This window comes from Acinetobacter thutiue, from assembly GCF_030385805.1.
GTDB lineage: Bacteria > Pseudomonadota > Gammaproteobacteria > Pseudomonadales > Moraxellaceae > Acinetobacter > Acinetobacter corruptisaponis.
The window spans coordinates 591,592-611,766 of the sequence record NZ_JAUDZE010000001.1 but is presented as its reverse complement, the minus strand read 5'-3'; the positions used below and the strand labels follow the sequence as shown (position 1 = coordinate 611,766).

At 41.1% G+C, this 20,175-nt stretch carries 18 protein-coding genes; 12 read left to right on the top strand and 6 right to left on the bottom strand.

Annotated elements, in window-relative coordinates; translation table 11 throughout:
• The first annotated feature begins 1 nt into the window (after position 1).
• The 9 genes from uppS to lpxA are packed head-to-tail and all read left to right on the top strand — an operon-like array spanning position 2 to position 9,570.
• Positions 2 to 751, top strand: coding sequence for a polyprenyl diphosphate synthase (gene uppS / locus QTA56_RS02960; RefSeq protein ID WP_267979457.1), 750 nt, complete (start codon positions 2 to 4; stop codon positions 749 to 751).
• Between the two features lie 2 nt (positions 752 to 753).
• Positions 754 to 1,578 carry a phosphatidate cytidylyltransferase gene (locus QTA56_RS02955; protein WP_267979456.1) on the top strand — a complete coding sequence of 275 codons (825 nt, stop codon included), beginning with the start codon at positions 754 to 756 and terminating at the stop codon, positions 1,576 to 1,578.
• Positions 1,579 to 2,775, top strand: coding sequence for a 1-deoxy-D-xylulose-5-phosphate reductoisomerase (gene ispC, locus QTA56_RS02950; protein ID WP_267979455.1), 1,197 nt, complete (start codon positions 1,579 to 1,581; stop codon positions 2,773 to 2,775). It begins immediately after the preceding gene.
• Positions 2,776 to 2,780: 5 nt separating this feature from the next.
• Positions 2,781 to 4,136, top strand: coding sequence for an RIP metalloprotease RseP (rseP, locus tag QTA56_RS02945; RefSeq protein ID WP_267979454.1), 1,356 nt, complete (start codon positions 2,781 to 2,783; stop codon positions 4,134 to 4,136).
• Between the two features lie 34 nt (positions 4,137 to 4,170).
• Positions 4,171 to 6,684 carry an outer membrane protein assembly factor BamA gene (gene bamA, locus QTA56_RS02940; protein WP_267979453.1) on the top strand — a complete coding sequence of 838 codons (2,514 nt, stop codon included), beginning with the start codon at positions 4,171 to 4,173 and terminating at the stop codon, positions 6,682 to 6,684.
• A gap of 46 nt (positions 6,685 to 6,730) precedes the next feature.
• Positions 6,731 to 7,219: an OmpH/Skp family outer membrane protein gene (locus QTA56_RS02935; RefSeq protein WP_267979452.1), complete on the top strand. Its 489-nt coding sequence runs from the start codon at positions 6,731 to 6,733 to the stop codon at positions 7,217 to 7,219.
• Positions 7,220 to 7,222: 3 nt separating this feature from the next.
• Positions 7,223 to 8,293, top strand: coding sequence for a UDP-3-O-(3-hydroxymyristoyl)glucosamine N-acyltransferase (lpxD, locus tag QTA56_RS02930; RefSeq protein WP_267979451.1), 1,071 nt, complete (start codon positions 7,223 to 7,225; stop codon positions 8,291 to 8,293).
• Positions 8,294 to 8,299: 6 nt separating this feature from the next.
• Positions 8,300 to 8,785 carry a 3-hydroxyacyl-ACP dehydratase FabZ gene (gene fabZ, locus QTA56_RS02925; protein ID WP_010589348.1) on the top strand — a complete coding sequence of 162 codons (486 nt, stop codon included), beginning with the start codon at positions 8,300 to 8,302 and terminating at the stop codon, positions 8,783 to 8,785.
• Positions 8,782 to 9,570: an acyl-ACP--UDP-N-acetylglucosamine O-acyltransferase gene (gene lpxA / locus QTA56_RS02920; RefSeq protein WP_004758128.1), complete on the top strand. Its 789-nt coding sequence runs from the start codon at positions 8,782 to 8,784 to the stop codon at positions 9,568 to 9,570. Before fabZ ends, lpxA begins: the two co-directional genes overlap by 4 nt.
• A gap of 48 nt (positions 9,571 to 9,618) precedes the next feature.
• Here the strand turns inward: lpxA and QTA56_RS02915 are convergent, their stop codons facing one another.
• Positions 9,619 to 10,551, bottom strand: coding sequence for an AraC family transcriptional regulator (locus QTA56_RS02915; RefSeq protein ID WP_267979450.1), 933 nt, complete (start codon positions 10,549 to 10,551; stop codon positions 9,619 to 9,621).
• Positions 10,552 to 10,741: 190 nt separating this feature from the next.
• On the opposite strand from QTA56_RS02915, the gene QTA56_RS02910 reads away from it, so the two are divergent.
• On the top strand, positions 10,742 to 11,986 hold the full coding sequence (locus tag QTA56_RS02910) for an alkane 1-monooxygenase (protein ID WP_267979449.1): 1,245 nt from the start codon (positions 10,742 to 10,744) through the stop codon (positions 11,984 to 11,986).
• A 157-nt stretch (positions 11,987 to 12,143) separates the two neighbouring features.
• A complete protein-coding gene (gorA, locus tag QTA56_RS02905) occupies positions 12,144 to 13,496 on the top strand; it encodes a glutathione-disulfide reductase (RefSeq protein WP_267979448.1) in 1,353 nt (450 codons plus the stop codon).
• 55 nt (positions 13,497 to 13,551) lie between these two features.
• On the opposite strand, the gene QTA56_RS02900 is transcribed toward gorA, so the two are convergent.
• The 5 genes from QTA56_RS02900 to QTA56_RS02880 all read right to left on the bottom strand — a co-directional run bounded on the left by QTA56_RS02900 (position 13,552) and on the right by QTA56_RS02880 (position 19,514).
• The gene (locus tag QTA56_RS02900; RefSeq protein ID WP_267979447.1) at positions 13,552 to 14,769 is read right to left on the bottom strand and encodes an ATP-binding protein; all 1,218 of its coding nucleotides are present in this window, start codon (positions 14,767 to 14,769) and stop codon (positions 13,552 to 13,554) included.
• A 134-nt stretch (positions 14,770 to 14,903) separates the two neighbouring features.
• Positions 14,904 to 16,103, bottom strand: a complete 1,200-nt coding sequence (locus QTA56_RS02895; protein WP_267979446.1) for an acyl-CoA dehydrogenase family protein — start codon at positions 16,101 to 16,103, stop codon at positions 14,904 to 14,906.
• 15 nt (positions 16,104 to 16,118) lie between these two features.
• A complete protein-coding gene (locus tag QTA56_RS02890) occupies positions 16,119 to 17,405 on the bottom strand; it encodes an acyl-CoA dehydrogenase family protein (RefSeq protein WP_267980028.1) in 1,287 nt (428 codons plus the stop codon).
• 237 nt (positions 17,406 to 17,642) lie between these two features.
• Positions 17,643 to 19,016: an ABC1 kinase family protein gene (locus QTA56_RS02885; protein WP_267979445.1), complete on the bottom strand. Its 1,374-nt coding sequence runs from the start codon at positions 19,014 to 19,016 to the stop codon at positions 17,643 to 17,645.
• 195 nt (positions 19,017 to 19,211) lie between these two features.
• Positions 19,212 to 19,514 carry a hypothetical protein gene (locus QTA56_RS02880; protein WP_267979444.1) on the bottom strand — a complete coding sequence of 101 codons (303 nt, stop codon included), beginning with the start codon at positions 19,512 to 19,514 and terminating at the stop codon, positions 19,212 to 19,214.
• A gap of 169 nt (positions 19,515 to 19,683) precedes the next feature.
• On the opposite strand from QTA56_RS02880, the gene ybaK reads away from it, so the two are divergent.
• Positions 19,684 to 20,151 (top strand): Cys-tRNA(Pro) deacylase, encoded by a 468-nt coding sequence (ybaK, locus tag QTA56_RS02875; protein ID WP_267979443.1) that lies wholly within the window; start codon positions 19,684 to 19,686, stop codon positions 20,149 to 20,151.
• Positions 20,152 to 20,175 lie beyond the last annotated feature (24 nt).

Sequence of the window (20,175 nt, the reverse complement as noted above, 5' to 3'; positions counted from 1 at the left end):
TATGACCTCGCAAGAAGAACAACTTCTTCCCCAGCATGTTGCCATCATTATGGATGGCAACAACCGTTTTGCCAAAAAAAATCAGATGCAAAAAGGCGATGGGCACCGTGAAGGAAAAAATATCCTTGACCCCATTGTTGAGCACTGTAAACACGTTGGTGTAAAAGCCTTAACTGTTTTTGCATTCTCAAGTGAAAACTGGAAGCGTCCGCAGTACGAAGTCGATTTACTCATGAAATTGTTGGAAGAAACCATTCATGAGCAATTGCCACGTATGGAGAAATTCAACATTTCACTTCGCTTCATTGGAGACCGTACCAAGCTCTCCAGTGAATTACGTGACTTAATGCAATATGCAGAGCAGAAAACAGCAACTTTTGATTCCATGACGCTGACCATTGCGATCAGTTATGGTGGCATGTGGGATATGGCCCATGCAGCAAAAACCATTGCTCAGGATGCACTTGCTGGAAAACTCCAAATAGATCAGATAAATGTTGATTTATTTGATAAATATGTCAGTCTAAATGATCTACCTGCTGTTGATTTGTTGATCCGTACAGGGGGAGATTATCGTTTGTCTAATTTCCTGCTTTGGCAGGCGGCCTATGCTGAATTGTATTTTACCGATACATTGTGGCCAGAATTTACCATTCAAGAGTTGGATCATGCATTTCGTATTTTCTCAGGGCGTGAGCGACGTTTTGGCAAGACATCCGAACAGATTCAACAAGCGAAAATAGAGAATTAATAATGTTAGAGCGGATAATTACCGCATTGGTATTAGTTGCAGTTGTTCTAAGTTGCATGTTCGCAACGCAATCACATTATCCAATGTTTATGCTTATGATTTTAGCGGCAGGGGTTGCAGGCTACGAGTGGTTTAAATTGATGCCACAGGCGTCAGCGACTGTCTCAAAACCTAAGGCCTGGATATATGGTGGTTGTGTTGCACTGGTATCAACACTGGCATTGTTTTTTAATGATGTTGCCTTGCTGCTTTGGGCTGCATCCATTCTTACCTGGCTGGTGAGCATTTACTGGGTTAAAAACTTCCCTGACTCAGATAACTGGTACAACATTTCACTTCACTTGATTGGATTTATTTTAATTTCAGCCGCTGTTACCGCAATTTATGCTGTATGGCATAGTTCACCGTGGTGGCTGATGTATTTATTCCTATTGGTTTGGGGCGCTGACAGCGGTGCCTACTTTGTTGGCCGTAAGTTTGGTAAAAAGAAACTTGCCCCGAAAGTCAGTCCAAATAAATCTGTTGAGGGTTTATACGGTGGTATCGCCACAACAGTGATTATTATGCTGGTTGTACAATATTCCTATTTAAATTTAACTGCATTGCAGCTTATTTTATTCCTGATTCTTTCAGTTATTACCGTGTTTGCATCAGTGCTGGGTGACCTGTTTGAATCCATGATCAAGCGTCGTGCAGGGATTAAGGATTCTGGCCGTGTGTTGCCAGGTCATGGTGGTGTGCTGGACCGTATTGATTCACTGCTTGCGGCAGCACCTATTTTTGCTACGGGTATATATATTTTAAAACTCATTGGTGTAGATCTTTAAATGACTCAAGCTGTTTGCATATTGGGTGTAACGGGTTCAATTGGAAAAAGTACTTTAAAAGTATTGGAACAGCATCCAGACAAGTACACCGTATTTGCAGTTTCTGCATATAGCCGTTTGGATGAACTTTTAGAAATTTGTAAAAAATACCATCCCAAAATTGTTGTGGTGCCGAATGAAAAAGCATTTGAGTTGCAACAACGTTTAAATCAAGAAAACTTAAAACATATCGAAATTTTGACTGATGAAGCGGGTTTAATCAGCATCGCTGAGCATGCCGATGTTGACATCGTCATGGCTGCGATTGTTGGTGCGGCAGGCTTATTGCCAACCCTTGCCGCAGTCAAGGCAGGTAAGCGTGTCTTGCTTGCCAATAAAGAATCTTTGGTCATGTCTGGTGACATCATGATGCAGGCTGCCCGTGAGCATAATGCACTGTTACTGCCCGTTGATTCTGAACATAATGCGATTTTCCAGTCCTTGCCGCATGATTATTTAAATGCTGAAAGGACAGGCCAGCCCCAGTTGGGTGTTTCCCGAATTTTACTGACCGCTTCTGGTGGGCCATTTCTCAACCATTCATTAGAACAATTGCATGATGTAACGCCACAACAGGCATGTAAACATCCAAACTGGTCTATGGGGCAAAAAATTTCGGTTGATTCTGCGACTTTAATGAATAAAGGGCTGGAATTGATTGAAGCGTGTCATTTGTTTTCAATATCAGAACATTTTGTTACAGTCGTGGTTCATCCACAAAGTATTATTCATTCCATGGTGCAATATGTGGATGGATCAACTTTGGCACAAATGGGTAACCCTGATATGTGCACACCAATTGCACATGCATTGGCTTGGCCAAAACGTCTGGCAACAGATGTTCCTGCGCTAAATTTATTTGAGACTGCTCAATTGAATTTTCAGCAACCTGATATTGTTAAGTTTCCAGCTCTGGAGCTGGCTCGTCAGGCCATGCGGGCAGGTGGTCTTGCACCCACAATATTGAATGCTGCGAATGAGATTGCAGTGGCAGCATTCTTAAAGCAAAAAATTCGCTTTACTGAGATTGCTCAAATTGTCGAGAACACCTTGCAAGCTGTACAAAATGCCAAAGCAGAAAACATAGACATCATTTTACAGACTGATATGATCGCTAGACAGGTCGCAGAGAAGTATATTGTGGATATGGGAGGCTAAATCGTATGAATGCACTATTTATGATTGTTGCAGCGATTTTATTACTTGGTCCACTGATTGCAATTCATGAGTTTGGCCATTATTGGGTGGCGCGTAAACTTGGCGTCAAGGTTCTGGTGTATTCGATTGGCTTTGGCCCAACCTTGCTGAAATGGCAGTCTAAAAAATCTGGAATCCAGTATCAGCTTTCGGCATTGCCTTTAGGGGGCTATGTCAAAATGCTGGATGAGCGTGAGGGCAATGTCGCTGAAAAGGACTTGCCTTACGCCTTTAACCGTCAGTCTCCGTGGAAACGTATTGCCATCGTTGCGGCGGGTCCATTGATCAATCTTGTTTTTGCCGTGTTGTTGTTCTGGGTTTTATTTTTACCAGCCCAGGAACAGTTGAATACCCGTATTGGCAAGATTATGCCCAATACTCCCGCAGCGCAGGTTGATTTGCAAGTGGGTGACAAAATTCTGGCAGTTGATGGTCACACAACGCCAACATGGGAAAAACTTAATTATACCTTGGTCAATCGTGTGGGAGAGACAGGGCAAGTTTCCATCAATGTTGATCGTGCAGGTACTGAAAAGCAGTTTAGTTTACCAATCAAGGATTTCCTTAAGGATCAAAGCCAGTCACCTTTAGATGTATTGGGCTTCTTGCCTTATCGTCCAGTCATTCCTGCAACCGTGAAAGAGTTAAGTGCAGATGGTGCCGCTTCACGTCAGGGAATGAAAGTCGGTGATCGTATCGTGGCAATTGACAATGTTGCCATGAAAGACTGGTTTGATGTGGTTGATGTGGTTCAGAATTCACCTGAAAAACTTTTAAACATTGATGTGATGCGTCAGGGACAACTGGTGCATTTGCAGATAATGCCACAAGGTCAGCGTGACAATATGGGCAATATCACAGGCGTGCTGGGGGTGAAAAGTGACGCGGGCAAGATCACCATTCCTGCTGAATACAAGCAAACCATTCAGTATTCACCGATCGAAGCGTTGGGGGTTGCAGTAGATAAAACCACACAGCTTTCGGGTATGATCTTTAACTCAATCACCAAGATGGTGCGTGGCTTAATTGGACTGGATAATTTGTCAGGACCAATCACCATTGCCAAAGTGGCTGGGCAAAGTGCTGAAATGGGATGGCAAACCTTTATCTCATTTATGGCCTTGATGAGTGTCAGTCTGGGTATCCTCAATTTACTTCCAATCCCAATGCTGGATGGTGGTCACTTGGTGTATTACTTTATTGAAGCCATTCGTGGCAAACCTGTTTCTGAACAAATACAGATATTTGGTCTAAAAGTTGGTATGGTACTGCTCGGTAGCATGATGCTTTTGGCTTTATTTAACGACTTCATGCGTTTATAAAAACGCAAATGGAATTTAACTTACTGGAAAATATATGGGCATGCGTCACACACATTTATTAATGCCTTTGGCACTGGTTAGTGCGATGGCAGTGGTACAACAAGCATACGGAGCAGATGAGTTTCTTGCACGAGATATACGAATTGATGGCTTAGTGCGTTTAACACCTGCAAGTATTTATTCGATGTTACCAATAAATAGTGGCGATAGAGTAAGTGATCCAATGATCGCTGAGGCAATCCGTACCCTATATGCTTCAGGCTTGTTTGATGATATCAAGGCTTATAAAGAAAAAGACGTTCTGGTGTTTAAGGTTGTTGAACGTCCTGTCATTTCCAAGCTTGAGTTCAAGGGCAATAAACTCATTCCGAAAGAAGCTTTGGAACAGGGCTTAAAGAAAATGGGTATTGCTGAGGGTGAGGTCTTTAAAAAATCAGCCCTGCAAACCATTGAAACGGAGCTAGAGCAGCAATATACCCAGCAAGGTCGTTATGATGCTGATGTGACTGTGGAAACGGTAGCTCGTCCAAATAACCGTGTTGAGTTGAAGCTAAACTTTAATGAGGGTACGGCTGCAAAAGTTTTTGACATTAATATTATTGGTAATACTGTTTTTAGTGACAGTGATATCAAACAGGTATTTGCCGTTAAGGAAAGTGGCTGGGCCTCTGTTGTGACCCGTAATGACCGCTATGCGCGTGAGAAAATGGCGGCAAGTCTTGAGGCCTTACGTGCCTTATACCTAAACAAGGGCTATATCAACTTTAATATTATTAACTCTCAACTTAATATCAGTGAGGATAAAAAGCATATCTTCATTGAGGTTTCAGTTGATGAGGGTAGCCAGTTCAAGTTTGGTGAGACCAAGTTTCTGGGCGATGCACTATATAAGCCAGAAGAATTGCAGATGCTTAAGCTGTATAAAGATGGTGAGACCTATTCACAAGAAAAAGTAAACGCGGTTAAGCAACTATTGCTCCGTAAATATGGTAATGCAGGCTATTACTATGCTGAGGTAAACATCGTACCTGAGATTAACAATCAGACAGGTATTGTCAACCTCAATTACTATATCAACCCAGGTCAGCAAGTCACTGTACGTCGTATTAACTTTACAGGCAATAGCAAAACGGCTGATGAAGTGTTACGTCGTGAAATGCGTCAAATGGAAGGCGCATTGGCAAGCAATGAAAAAATTGACTTGTCCAAAGTGCGTTTAGAGCGTACAGGCTTCTTTAAAACAGTTGATGTCAAACCTGTTCGTGTACCAAACTCACCTGACCAGGTTGACTTGAATGTCAATGTTGAGGAGCAACATTCTGGTACAACCACACTTGCGGTTGGTTATTCTCAAAATGGTGGTGTGACATTCCAGGCTGGACTCAGTCAAACCAACTTTATGGGAACAGGTAATCGTGTTGCGATTGACCTGTCCCGTTCAGAAACACAGGATTACTATAACCTCAGTGTGACTGATCCATACTTCACCATCGACGGTGTGAGCCGCGGCTACAACGTTTATTATCGTAAAACCAAGTTAAACAAGGACTATAACGTCAATAACTATGTCACTGACAGTGTTGGTGGAAGTTTGAGTTTCGGTTACCCGATTGATGAAAACCAAAGTTTAAGTGCGTCTATTGGTATTGACCAAACCAAGGTTAGAACGGGTCCAAGCGTTTCAACCTATATTCGTGACTATTTGTTGGCAAATGGTGGTAAGTCGACAGGTAGTGCGACGTATTGCCCTGAAGACCAATGGGCAAAAGATGCTGATGGAAAATATACAGGTGAGTGTAATCCAGGTGGGGAAATTACTTACGATAATGCCTTTGAAGGTGAGTTCCTGACCTATACCTTAAACTTGGGCTGGTCATACAATACCTTGAACAGACCAATTTTCCCAACCTCAGGTATGTCACATCGTGTGGGTCTTGAAGTTGGTATTCCAGGCAGTGATGTGGATTACCAAAAACTTACTTATGATGCTCAGGCATTCATGCCATTATGGGGCGGATTTGTACTGCGCGGTTATGGCAAGCTGGGCTATGGTAATGACTTGCCATTCTATAAGAACTTCTATGCAGGTGGTTATGGATCGGTTCGTGGTTATGATAACAGCTCACTGGGACCTAAATATCCAAGTGTAATTTTCCAGGAAACTGGTCAAAGCGATCCAGATCCTGAGGAAGTGGGTGGTAACGCACTGGTTCAGTTTGGTACAGAGTTGGCGTTGCCATTACCATTTAAAGGTGACTGGGCACGTCAGGTTCGACCAGTATTGTTTGCCGAAGGTGCGCAGGTATTTGACACCAAGTGTGATGTGCCAAGTGGTAACATTTTGGTGAACAGTAGCAATGTTGATATCAAGCAGTACTGTAAGGACAACTACAATTTTAATTTTGACAACATGCGCTACAGTGTGGGTGTTGGCTTTACATGGATTACCATGATTGGTCCATTATCGTTGAGTTATGCATTCCCACTGAATGACAAGAAAGGCGATGATACCAAATCAATCCAATTTGAAATCGGTCGTACATTCTAAGTACGACCTCAGTTTGAACTCTGCAAAACAGATAAGGGATGTAATAATGAAAACATTAACAATGCTTATGTTAGGTTTAGGATTAACGGTTTCAGCAGTTGCAAATGCGGGCGGTATAGGTGTTGTGGACCTGGCTAAGGTCGTTGAAAGCAGTACCTATTTAAAACAGCAAAATGACAGCCTGGGTCAATCAGTTAAACCAACTTCAGCTAAACTGGAACAGTTGGGTAAAGAGATTGAAAGTTTGCAGCAAAAAGCCCAGTCTGCCAATCAGGCTGATTTACAGAAATTAAGTGGTCAGTATCAGGCCAAGGTCAATGAGTTCAATACGACTCAACAAGGTCTACAGACCAAAGTACAGACGACTTTGCAAACGATGAATACAAATTTTGAGAATCGTGTGAAGCAGGCCGCTGAACAATTAAGAAAAGAAAATAACCTGGATTTTATTTTAAATAAAAATTCTACGATTGCCTCTGACGCTCAGTATGATTTAACTGATAAAATGATTCAAAAGGTTAATGCAATGAAATAATCAATGAATAGACGTAGTTATCGTTTAGAAGAAATTGCTCACCTTGTCAAAGGTGAGTATCTCGGTGAAAAAGATTTTCAGGTTTTTAATTTAGCGAGTTTAGAACAGGCACAAAATCAGCATATCTGTTTTGTGAATGGGGATAAATACCTATCGCAAGCAGAAGCAAGCCAGGCAGGTGCCTACATTGTCACCGCAGCGCTCAAGCAACAGCTTTCCTCAAAAAATAACTTTATTGTCGTTGATAATCCTTATCTCGCGTTTGCGACTTTGACCCATATATTTGAAAAGAAAGTTACCCAAAGGGGAATTTCAAGTACTGCTAAAATCCATCCCTCTGCCATCATCGCTGATGATGCCTATATTGGTCATTATGTGGTGATTGGTGAAAACTGTGTGGTGGGCAGCAATACCATTATTCAGGCCCATGCCTTTATTGATGATCAGGTTGAAATTGGCAAGGACTGTTTTATTGATGCACATGTCGCCATTACAGGGGCTGCCAAGCTTAAGGATCGTATCCGTATCCATGCCAGTACAGTGATAGGTGCAGAAGGTTTTGGCTTTGCGCCTTATCAGGGAAAATGGCATCGCATTGCACAACTGGGTTCGGTTCAGATTGGTAATGATGTCCGTGTTGGTTCAAATTGCAGCATTGACCGTGGTGCATTGGATGATACCATTCTGGAAGATGGTGTCATTATTGATAACCTTGTGCAAATCGCGCATAACGTTCAAATTGGTCAACATACAGCCATCGCTGCAAACACGGCAATTGCTGGAAGTGTCAGAATTGGCAAAAACTGTATTATCGGTGGTGGCAGTGCCGTTGCAGGGCATTTAAATATTGCGGATAATGTGACACTTACTGGAATGTCAATGGTCACAAAAAGTATTTCTGAGGCGGGAACCTTTTCTTCGGGAATTGGACTGTTTGAAAATAGTCACTGGAAAAGAACTGTGGTACGCCTTAGACAATTAGCAGATGTGCCATTGACCCAGATCACCAAAAGGCTTGATCATATGCAAGCTCAATTAGAGTCCCTTGAATCAACCCTTAAGTTACGTAAATAATTTATTATGACCGAGTCAACATTTCCAGCATTTACAATGCCTGAATTACCGATGGATATTCTTACCATTCGTGAATATTTACCGCATCGTTATCCTTTCCTGTTAGTCGATCGAGTTACGGGAGTCACTGAGAACAGTATTGTCGGTTATAAAAACGTATCTATCAATGAAGAGTTCTTGCAGGGGCATTTCCCAACCTATCCAATTATGCCTGGTGTACTCATTATTGAAGCACTTGCCCAGGTTTCAGGTATATTGGGTTTTGTTTTGACAAATCAGAAGCCAAGTGAGGGTTCCTTGTTTCTTTTTGCTGGTGCGGAAAAAATAAGATTTAAGAAACAGGTTGTTGCAGGTGACCAGCTTATCTTAAAATCTGAACTTGTGATGCAAAAACGTGGTATTTACAAGTACAATTGTACTGCCAGTGTTGACGGTATTGTTGCTGCAACAGCCGAGATCATGATTTCCCACCAAAAAATTGAGCAGACATGACTAGTCAAAATTTAATACATCCTACAGCAATAATTGACCCGTCTGCAAAAATTGCCTCTGACGTACAGATTGGCCCATATTGTGTGGTTGGGCCAAATGTCAGTATTGATACTGGTACAAAGTTACATTCGCATGTGGTCATTGGTGGTTTTACACGAATTGGTAAAAACAACGATATTTTCCAGTTTTCCAGCATTGGAGAAATTTGTCAGGATTTAAAATACAAGGGTGAAGAAACCTGGCTGGAAATTGGCGATCACAACTCTATTCGTGAACATTGTACCTTGCATCGGGGTACGGTACAGGATCAGAGCCTGACCAAAATTGGTAGTCATAACCTGTTGATGGTGAATACCCACATCGCCCATGACTGTATGATTGGGGACCATAATATTTTTGCCAATAATGTCGGTATTGCAGGGCATGTGAATGTCGGTAACCATGTGATTGTTGGTGGGAATGCAGGCGTTCATCAATTCTGCCGTATTGATTCATATAGCATGATTGGCGGGGCTGCGCTTATTCTTAAAGATGTACCAGCTTATGTACTGGCTTCTGGTAATCCAGCACATGCACATGGTTTGAACATTGAAGGGATGCGACGTAAGGGCTGGTCACGGGATACGATTCAGGGCTTAAGAACAGCCTATAAACTGATTTATAAATCAGGTTTGACCACTGAACAGGCTATTGCACAGATTCGTAATGAAATTTTAGATAATGTGCCAGAAGCCCAACTGTTGATTGATTCTTTAGAGAAATCGACACGTGGGATTGTACGTTAGGTTTAATTTCAATATAAAAAAAGACACTTCGGTGTCTTTTTTATTGGCTTAGTTTTCTTCCTCAACAAACTGTTGTCGGTATTGTTTGGGAGACAGTTCAAAGGTGCGTTTAAACGCCTGGCTAAAAGCGGTTTCTGAAGAATATCCCACTTTATTGGCAATTTGCTGAATGGAATAATTGCTTTTACGCAAGTATTGACTCGCCAGACGCATACGATGTTGCTGCAAATAGGCAAGTGGTGATTCGCCAATAACTTCATGAAATAAGCTGGCAAACTTTGAGCGTGACATACAACATTGTTCAGCAAGGGTTTCAACAGTCCAGGCATCTTCTGGATGGTTGTGAATCGCGGCAAGGCTATTGCTGAGTTCGGGGTGGTTTAAGGCACTCAGCCAGCCATGTTGAGTTGAGATTTGCTGGATATGATCCCGAATACACTTGATGAGTAAGATATTCACCAGATGGTCAATGATAATGTCCCGTCCAGCCTGAATATTCTGCGTTTCCAGTGCAAGAAAGTGCAGGCCGATCTGTAGCCATTCAGGTGCAGTGGTATCTCCGTGCTGGATATGAATCAGCGATGGCAATGCCTGAATAAATGGACGTGCCATGATGGTATCAATTTGGCAGCGTACTGCTAAAATCAGGTTTTTTTCTGCCGATTCAGTGCCAAATTCAACAGCATCATCCTTATGTCCATTAAAGAATTTTGAAATATCTACCGCATTTACCAGCTTGGTCACGGCATTATCTGCACCTGTATGGGCTTTTCCAGAGGGAATCACCACAATTTCACCCGCCTGGGCCGTTAAGCTGTTGTGTGTGTCAATCTGGATATAAACGGAACCCACCAGAACAATATAAACAATCAGGGCCGTTTGATCCTGACAGATAAAACTCCATTCTCCCTGAGTTTTCAAATAGATATATTCAGTGTGATTTAAATGTATATCAGCAAATATTTTACTTAAAGCATCCATATGATTTTAAAACTATGTATTCATTTTAAATTATAGAGAGCTACTGCAAGAACACAATATGTGTTTATAGGACAAAAACAGGGGTGATGATGCCAAAGACTTTGACATAGGTTTTTTGGACGCTTGCAACTGTCATGAAAGCCATAATTCCTCAAAATATGCATATATATACAAAGACATGGATATGATGATGAATGCGCCAGTAAATGTGAAGCAAGAACTTACGCCAGTAAGCATTCCAAAATCAAAAACTGAATTGGATCGTAAACGTTATTTATGGGCAATTAGTCCAGCTTTACCTGCAATCGGCATTGGTATTTTAGCAGGTTATCAATTTGCTCCTCGTCCATTCAAAAAGATTTTTGCGCTGGGTGGTCCAATCGTTCTACATATTGTGATCCCAACCATTGATACTCTTATTGGTAAGGACGCAAACAACCCAACAGATGAAGACATTAAACTGCTAGAGAAAGACCCATATTATTCTCGTTTAGTTAAAAGTTTTATCCCGTTGCAATATGCAGCCAATGTGTATGCATGTTATCTATCAAGCCGTAAAGAAACATCTTTCATTGATAAGGTTTTGCTTGGCATTTCAATGGGAGCAGTGAATGGTATTGCGATTAATACCGCACATGAACTCAGCCATAAGCATGACCGTATAGACCATATTCTGTCGCATTTGGCCCTTGTGCCTACTGGATATAACCATTTCCGTGTAGAGCATCCTTATGGGCACCATAAACGTGCTGCAACACCAGAAGATCCAGCATCTTCCCAGATGGGTGAAACATTCTATGAGTTCTGGCCCCGTACAGTCATTGGTTCTTTTAAATCTGCTGTTGAGATTGAAACCAATCGTTTAAAACGTAAAGGTAAGGAATTCTGGTCTACTGAAAATGAATTGTTGCAAGGCTGGGGAATGAGTGCCGCATTTCATGGCTCAATGATTGGTCTGTTCGGTAAAGGTGTCATTCCTTATTTAGCCACTCAGGCATTCTATGGGATTAGTCTGTTCGAGATTATTAACTATATTGAACACTATGGTTTGAAACGCCAGAAAGATAAGAATGGTAAATATGAGCGTACTATGCCAGAGCATAGCTGGAACAATAACAATATCGTGACCAACTTGTTTCTGTATCAGTTACAGCGCCACTCTGACCATCATGCTTATCCAACACGCCCATTTCAGGCATTGCGTCACTTTGATGAAGCACCTGAACTGCCAAGTGGTTATGCAAGTATGCTGTTGCCTGCATTAATTCCACCACTATGGTCAAAAATGATGGATAAGCGTGTATTTGATCATTACAAGGGAGACCTGAATAAGGCCAATATCTATCCAAAACGCCGAGCAAAAATCTTTAAGAAATTTGGTGTGGTGGATCAGTCTTTAGAGCAAACTTCGGTTGAAGCTGTAACAACTGAATAACCCAAAAGCTTTCCCAAAGCAGGGCACTGATGAGTAATCGTCAGTGCCTTTTTAGTTTCTTGTATAAAAAGCTTAACCAAATACAGATTTTGAATATTATTGCTGTATATCTATGTATAACTTAAAAATAATCTTGTAATTGATTTATGAGGCAATAATGACAAAACATTATGACTATATTGCGATTGGTGGTGGAAGTGGTGGAATTGCATCTGTAAATCGCGCTGCAATGTATGGAAAGAAATGCGCCTTGATTGAAAAGGCTGAGATTGGCGGAACCTGTGTCAACGTGGGCTGTGTGCCTAAAAAGATAATGTGGTATGCAGCACAAATTGCCGAAATCATTCAAAAATATGGTCCTGATTATGGGTTCAATAGCAAGCTGGAATCTTTCGATTGGCAAACCTTGATCAAGAATCGACAAGCTTATATTGAGCGTATTCACCAATCCTATCAAAATAGCCTAAGTAAGAATCAAGTCGATCTTATATATGGCACAGCAACTTTTATTAATTCATATACCATTGAAGTAAATGGAGAAAAATTAACAGCAGATCATATTCTTATTGCGATTGGAACACAGCCAGCATTACCTGAAATTGAGGGAGTTGAGCATGGAATTGATTCTAATGGTTTCTTTGAACTACCTGATTCACCTAAAACAGTTGCAGTGATTGGGTCTGGTTATATTGCGGTTGAGTTGGCTGGCGTATTGAATGCTTTAGGTTCTCAGGTTGGGCTGTTTATCCGTAAGGACTTGCCTGTACGTCGTTTTGAGCAGTTCATCAGTGAAACGCTGGTTGAGGTGATGCAAACGGATGGCATCAAGGTATATACACAAGCCACGCCTAAAAAGGTGACAAAGAATGCTGATGGTTCGGTGATGCTGCATTTAGAAAATGGTGAAAATCATACAGTAGATTGCTTAATCTGGGCAACTGGACGAGAGCCGAATACAGCAAGCCTAAATCTGGACCAAGCCAATGTTCAGCTTGATGAACGAGGTTATATTCAAGTGGATCAATTCCAGAATACATCACAGGTAGGAATCTATGCAGTGGGTGATATTACGGGGAAAATGGAGCTTACGCCTGTAGCAGTCGCAGCAGGTCGAAGATTATCCGAACGGCTTTTTAATCATAAGCCTGATGAATATTTGGATTATGACAATATTCCGACAGTGGTGTTTAGCCATCCACCTATAGGGACGGTTGGGATTACCGAAAAAGAAGCCATTGAACAATATGGTCAGCAATCGGTAAAAGTTTATCACTCATCATTTACATCTATGTTTAGTGCGGTGACACAACATAGACAGCCTACTAAAATGAAACTGGTTTGTGTGGGTGACGATGAGAAAATTGTCGGTATTCATGGAATTGGTTTTGGGATGGATGAGATTCTTCAAGGTTTTGCGGTGGCCTTAAAAATGGGTGCGACTAAAAAAGATTTTGATAATACAGTTGCGATTCATCCAACTTCAGCGGAAGAGTTTGTGACGATGAGATAATGATAGCTGCCTAATCTCAGTTTAATTTACGATTGTATCGTAAATTAAACTGGATTTAAATAAAGTTAAAAGGTAACGCGAGTAAGTTTTCGGCAAGCCATAGCTTTTGTGGATATTGATTAATGATTGTGCCATGGGCAATGGTGAGTTCATTGTGAGGTAAATGATTACGCAAAATATCAAATGCCTGTGCCATACGTTTATTGGGATTGGCAGTCATCTTGATTTCTATTGGATATAAGGTTTGGTCATATTCAATCAGTAAATCAATTTCCTTTTGATTGGTATCTCGGTAAAAGTAAATAGGTGGTTCTTTACCTTGATTATAGAAAGATTTAATAATTTCAGTCACCACAAAGCTTTCAAAGAATTGCCCATTTTTTGCCCCTTGTTGAATGGTTTCAGGGGTTAACCATTTGGTTAGCCATGCCATCAACCCAGTATCTAACATATAGATTTTTGGAGTCTTAATGGCACGTTTAAGATGATTATTGCTATAGGGCTGTAGTAAATAAACAATACCTGAGGTTTGTAAAATGGTTACCCAACGTTTTACGGTATCGACTGAAATCCCGACATCTTGAGCCACACTGCTATAGTTAAGCAACTCACCACTTCGTGCAGCAATTGCAACCATGAACCGCGTGAAATCAGTAATATTACTGATATGGGTCAGTTGACGTACATCTCGTTCAATGTAGGTGGAAACGTAAGATGCATAATAAATGTCCCAATCTGTTTCCTGTTCATACAGCCGTGGCAAGTAACCTTGATGAATGGTTTTCCATACATCGACTTCCTGTAAATGAGGTTCACGTTGTTGGATATAGTCTAAACTTGGGACAAAAGCTTGATCAAATGTAATCTTTTGGATTTCTCGTAATGATAAACCTGATAATTTTAAAATTGCAATCCGTCCTGCCAAGGACTCACTGACATTGTGCATCAATTCAAATGCTTGTGAACCTGAAAGTAAAAACATACCATTTTGTTTCTGTTTATCGATTGCGAGTTTTAATAGAGAAAATAATTCAGGGGCATATTGCACTTCATCCAAAATCACATTATTTGGATAATTGAGTAAAAATAGATTAGGTTCTTGCTTGGCTTGGTCGAGTAATAAGGGATCATCGAAACTGACATAACGATACTCATGTGCTGTATGCTGCAAAAGTGTAGATTTCCCTACTTGTCTTGGACCAGTAATCAATACAGCAGGGAATTGCCGCATGAGTTTGGTAAGCGTATTTTGTAAATGACGGGGGATATACATGGGAAATCTAGTTTAATTTACGATTAAACCTAATATTAAACTAGATTTTAACGTGTGTCTTCGCTTTTTGTGAACATGAATAATTAGAAAAGACTCGAAAGCCTTTTCTAACTGAATACCTTTATAGATTTAGACTACTTCAACTCACTTGAAGATTTGCCTAACTCACGGCGGGCAATAATCAATTGCTGAATTTGCTGTGTACCCTCGAAAATATCCAGAATTTTTGAGTCACGTGACCATTTTTCCAGTAGTTCATCCTCACTATAGCCAACACTTGCAGCGAGCTCGACACATTTCAGTGTAATTTCATTGCCTACACGTCCAGCCTTGGCTTTGGCAATTGAAGCTTCTTTGGAGTTAGGTTTCTTATTGTCAGCCATCCATGTTGCCTTAAGTACCAATAAACGGGCAGCTTCCCATTCGGCTTCCATACGGTAAATCTGTGCAGCTAAATTGGAAGACTGTAAATATGGTGTTTTGTATTCAGCATCTAACTGGTCTTTGAAAATTTCCTTGATGCGCTCCAATGAAGCTTTGGCACAACCAACCGCCATAGCCGCAACCAGTGGACGCGTATTGTCAAAGGTTTCCATCACACCAGCAAAGCCTTTGGCGACATCAATTTCAGGATTTCCCAATAGATTGGCAGCAGGCACACGACAATCCGTAAAGCTAATCACCGCCGTATCTGAGGCTTTAATCCCGAGCTTGTGTTCCAGACGTTCAACTTTCATGCCTGCCGTACCTTTAGGCACAACAAAGGATTTAATTGCGGCACGACCCAGTTTCTTATCCAGTGTGGCCCATACCACCACTGAATCAGCACGTTCACCAGAGGTAACAAAGATTTTCTCACCATTCAGGATATAATCATCACCATCCTTGGTCGCAGTAGTACGGATTGCAGCTGAGTCTGAACCACAGCCTGGTTCGGTGATTGCCATTGCTGCCCAAGTGCCTTTGAAACGTTCAAGCTGTTCGTCATTGGCAACCGCAGCAATAGCTGAGTTACCTAAACCCTGACGTGGCATGCTCAGCAATAGGCCTGTATCGCCATAGCACATTTCAATAATGCCGAGTGCAGCCGACATATTACCACCGTTGACAATCGCATCAGGATTGGCTGAACCACGTTTACTGGCATTGGCAGCGCCTACACCTTCACCACTTTCATTCATACCATCCAATAGGGCAGCCAGCATGTCCAATTCTTTTGGATAGGCATGTTCAGCTTTATCGTATTTACGGGAAATCGGGCGTAATACATTGATTGCAGTTTCATGAGCCTGATCAACCAGCATTTTAAATTTCTTCGGATTTTGTAAGTTCATTATTATTCTCCAAAATTAAGCATGTAAGCCAGAATGTAAAATTGCGGTTGCACGTAGGTCACGATACCAGCGTTCAACAGGATGTTCTTTGGTAAAGCCATGTCCACCTAGAATCTGAACGCCATCTGTACCCATCTTCATTGATTTTTCAGCGCAGAGTAAACGTGCCAGATAGGCTTCACGATGAAACGGTTTGCCTGCTTCTGCCAGACTTGCGGCATTGAGTACCAGCATACGCATTGCATCAATCTCAATTGCCATGTCTGAAATCATGAATGCCACGCTTTGACGATGTGAGATTGGCTCACCAAAGGCGGTACGTTCATTGGCATATTTGATACAGTAGGCTTTAATCGCTTCACAAGTTCCAATTGCCATTGCACACCACATCAGATTGCCAAGGTCAACAAATGCGGTGTAGTCAAAATCGGCATCGCCTAGACGTAAGGCAGGGGTCTGGTTGAATTGTAACGTTGCTGTTTCTGCCGCTTTTAAACCCATTGCAGGATTGGTTTTGATGGAAATGCTTTCATCACACTGCACCACGAAAATATCAGGCTGACCATTCAACTCAGCACTGACAAGGAAGACATCCGCTGTATCACCCAAAATCACCAAAGTTTTTTCACCTGTAATGGTAATATGACCATTATTTTCAGTGGCTTTGGTTTTTAACTGGAAAGGGTTAAATGCAGGAGTCGCTTCTTGAAAGGCAAATGTCGCCGTGACATCAGTATCTTCTGCAAATACAGGCAAATACATGGATTGTACTTGAGTTGAACCCCAGCGAGTTATTGCATTAATTACGCTAAAGGTGCTGAGTAAACCTGCTGTTAAACTGAAATCACCTTTTGCCAAGCTTTCAGCGATCAGAATATTACTGACAATATTTTGTTCTGCTGCAACACCACCTAATGCTTCAGGAAGTGCGTAGTAGTTTAAGCCTAGATCAACCAAATGCTGCCAAAGTTCTTCTGGGAACTGGGCATTATGGTCAGCATCATGGGCCAAGGTATATAAAACTTCCTGAGCAAACTGTGACATTGCATCAACAGTCATTTGCTGTTCTTCAGTTAGGCTTAGATCAAATAGATTTTTGTTGGCTTGACTTGGGAGACGTTGCTTATCAAGCGGTTGCGGCTTAAACGCTTTCTGTGTTTTGGTCAGAACTTTAAAGCCTGTTTTTGAACCTTGATAGAGTGATTTCTCTACAAATTTTCTTAATTTGAGTTGGTCAAGTACTTCGCTTCCTGCAATTTTTGTGATTAAAGATAGCCCGAAACCTTGAGCCTTATTCATCATATTCGACATGACTTTATCCTAGGGGATGATTGTAAAATTATGCTGACATGCTCTGGTTAAAAAAACTATGTCTTGTTTGACATGCTCATTTGAGAATGATAAAGGGTAATATAGAGGGATTAAACGAATTATCTTTTTGTTTTTTAATTATTTTAAAAAATATTAAAAAAATACCTGTTAAAAAAATTGACCAAACTGACAAATCAGATTGGTCAAAATGACTTTTATAAATAGGCGTTACGCAAACTCGCGAATCATTTTACGCACATTGGTCTTTGCTTCAATCACTGTCATAAATGTATAGGCACCAATAAACTTACGGCTAATGAACATAAATTCCTTGGGTGGAACAGAGAAATAGCGAGAGGCCATCGACTGTGCAGCCTGCTGCATGACACGGCTATGAAGCTGGCTTTTCTTCCAGTCATAACGATCCTGCTCATCCATAACGCCTGCTGGCATATCTGGATTATTGGCTGGACAGCTAAAAGCTTCTGTTGCGATCAGGAATACATCCGCCATACCTGGTTTGATACTTTCAGGCATTGCATCAAAAAACTCGTAGCCTGTCATCGCTTTCACCATTTCATCTTTGTTGTGGTTATAACCAGCATGGATCAGGTTACGTGCGACGGTCAATAAATTGTCATCAAACTGGCGAATTGCACCAAAGTCGAGGAGAACAATTTTGTCCTTTATATCATCACCATTACCCAAACGAACAAGATAATTACCGAAGTTTGGGTCGGTTTGCATTTCACCCCATTCAAACAGCTCTCGTACTGCAATTTCTAAAGAAGCTTCACCAAGTTGGTTACGACGTTCCTGAGGAAGAGAGAGCATCACAGGGCTATTGACAGGCACACCACGTTCAAATGTCATGCAGAGCACTTTTTCAGCGCAGAATTCATCGACAATTTCAGGAACGATATAGCGAGGGTCATCTTTCAGACGTTCAGCAAAGCGACGAGTTGTTGCTGCCTCAATCCCGTAATCCACTTCACGATGCATCATTTCACGGACTTCATCAAACCACTGATCAAATTCACGCGTTTGCGGCACCATACGGGTGAGTTTTAGCATGTTTTTGAAAAGATTCATGTCTGAGTCAATTGCTTCAGCGACACCTGGGTATTGAATCTTTAAGACAAGCTCCAAACCATCCGATTTACGTGTGGCACGGTGTACCTGAGCCAGTGAGGCCGTTCCGATAGGTTCATGGTCAATGGTCAGTTCATCGAGTTTTGAACCCAACTGTTCCTGTAAATGTGCCTTAATTGCTGGCCAAGCGAGGGCAACAGTCTGGTTATTTAGCGTGTTTAGCGCCTGTGTGATTTCTTCTGGCAGAAAATGTTCGCCGTATAAAGCCATCATTTGCCCAATCTTTACGATTGAACCTTTTAATTTCCCAATCTCAGAAACTAAATAGTGTGCCTGTTCAGCCATGGCTTTTTTACGTTTCTTCTCTTTTTCTTCTTCACTGGAGAAAATGGAAGTCGCACTTGCAGTTGCCCAACGTGTTCCAGCAAGTAAAGAGGCTTTTGCAATAGATAAGCGGCGATCCACCGATGAGGTTTTTAGGTTCTTAAGCTTATCGTTCTGATCTGACATGAAAGAAAAATCCTATGCTGAAATCGGAGGGGAGGGAAGCCGAGAGTTAAATTGTAGTGGATATTACAGCTTTTGAACGTATTAAAATAGTTCAATCGCTTGAATTATCAGTCTAAATTTGTGAAATAGATCAATATTATCAAAATAGCCTAAGTAAGATTTTTATCTTTAAATCGGTTTTGATATACATTTGTCCTAAATCTTAAACTGAATTTTCAATGATGACTTTCGCATTAAAGCTGCTCTATTGGTATGAATATGCTTGATTAGCATACGTTTCACATGACTATGATGAAAACCCAGTGCATGGGCTTTGACAATAATAATACTGGGGAGGGTGAAGAAAAAATACTTGGTATCGTCTAAAGTCGCATCCTTAAAAATGCCTTCTTCAATAAGCATATCTCTCAGAAATTGCTTTTCAGCCTGTATTGTAGAAGATTCATCATCCCAATAATTCTGGCGCATTGCCATTAAATTATTATGTTTGTAACTCATAAAATGACTTGAGCCTTGTGTATTTCACCTTGAATCAATATATGAGGCTCATTGCCCAATTATCAAGATATGGATTTATATCAAAATAGCCTAGGTAAAATTTAATTATCTATCCAAATTTGCTACACTTACACCCATTTTAAACCCAGATTTAATTGACCTGAAAAATATGACCCCAGCTTGCAAGTTATTAGAAAAGAATAAAATCCCGTTTTCAATTCATGAGTATGAACATGATAGCAATGCTAAAAGCTTTGGTCTTGAAGCGGCAGAAAAATTGAATCTTCAGGTAGAGGAAGTGTTTAAAACCTTACTGGTAACTGACGAAAAAAACTTTTTCGTTGCCATTTTACCTGTCAATCATCAACTTAATTTAAAGAAAGTTGCCACAGCAGTTGGATGCAAGAAACTACAGATGGCCAATCCAAAAGATGCGGAGCGTTTGACAGGTTATCTGGTGGGGGGAATTAGTCCTTTGGGACAGAAGAAACGCCTAAAAACGGTGATTGATGAAACGGCGAAAGTGTTGACCAAAATTTATGTGAGTGGCGGGAAAAGGGGATTGGATATAGGTCTGGACCCGCAAGATTTGGCAAAACTGCTTGGCGCAACTTTTTCAGATATTTTGGATCAGTAGATATATGGAATGGTAGAATTTTAG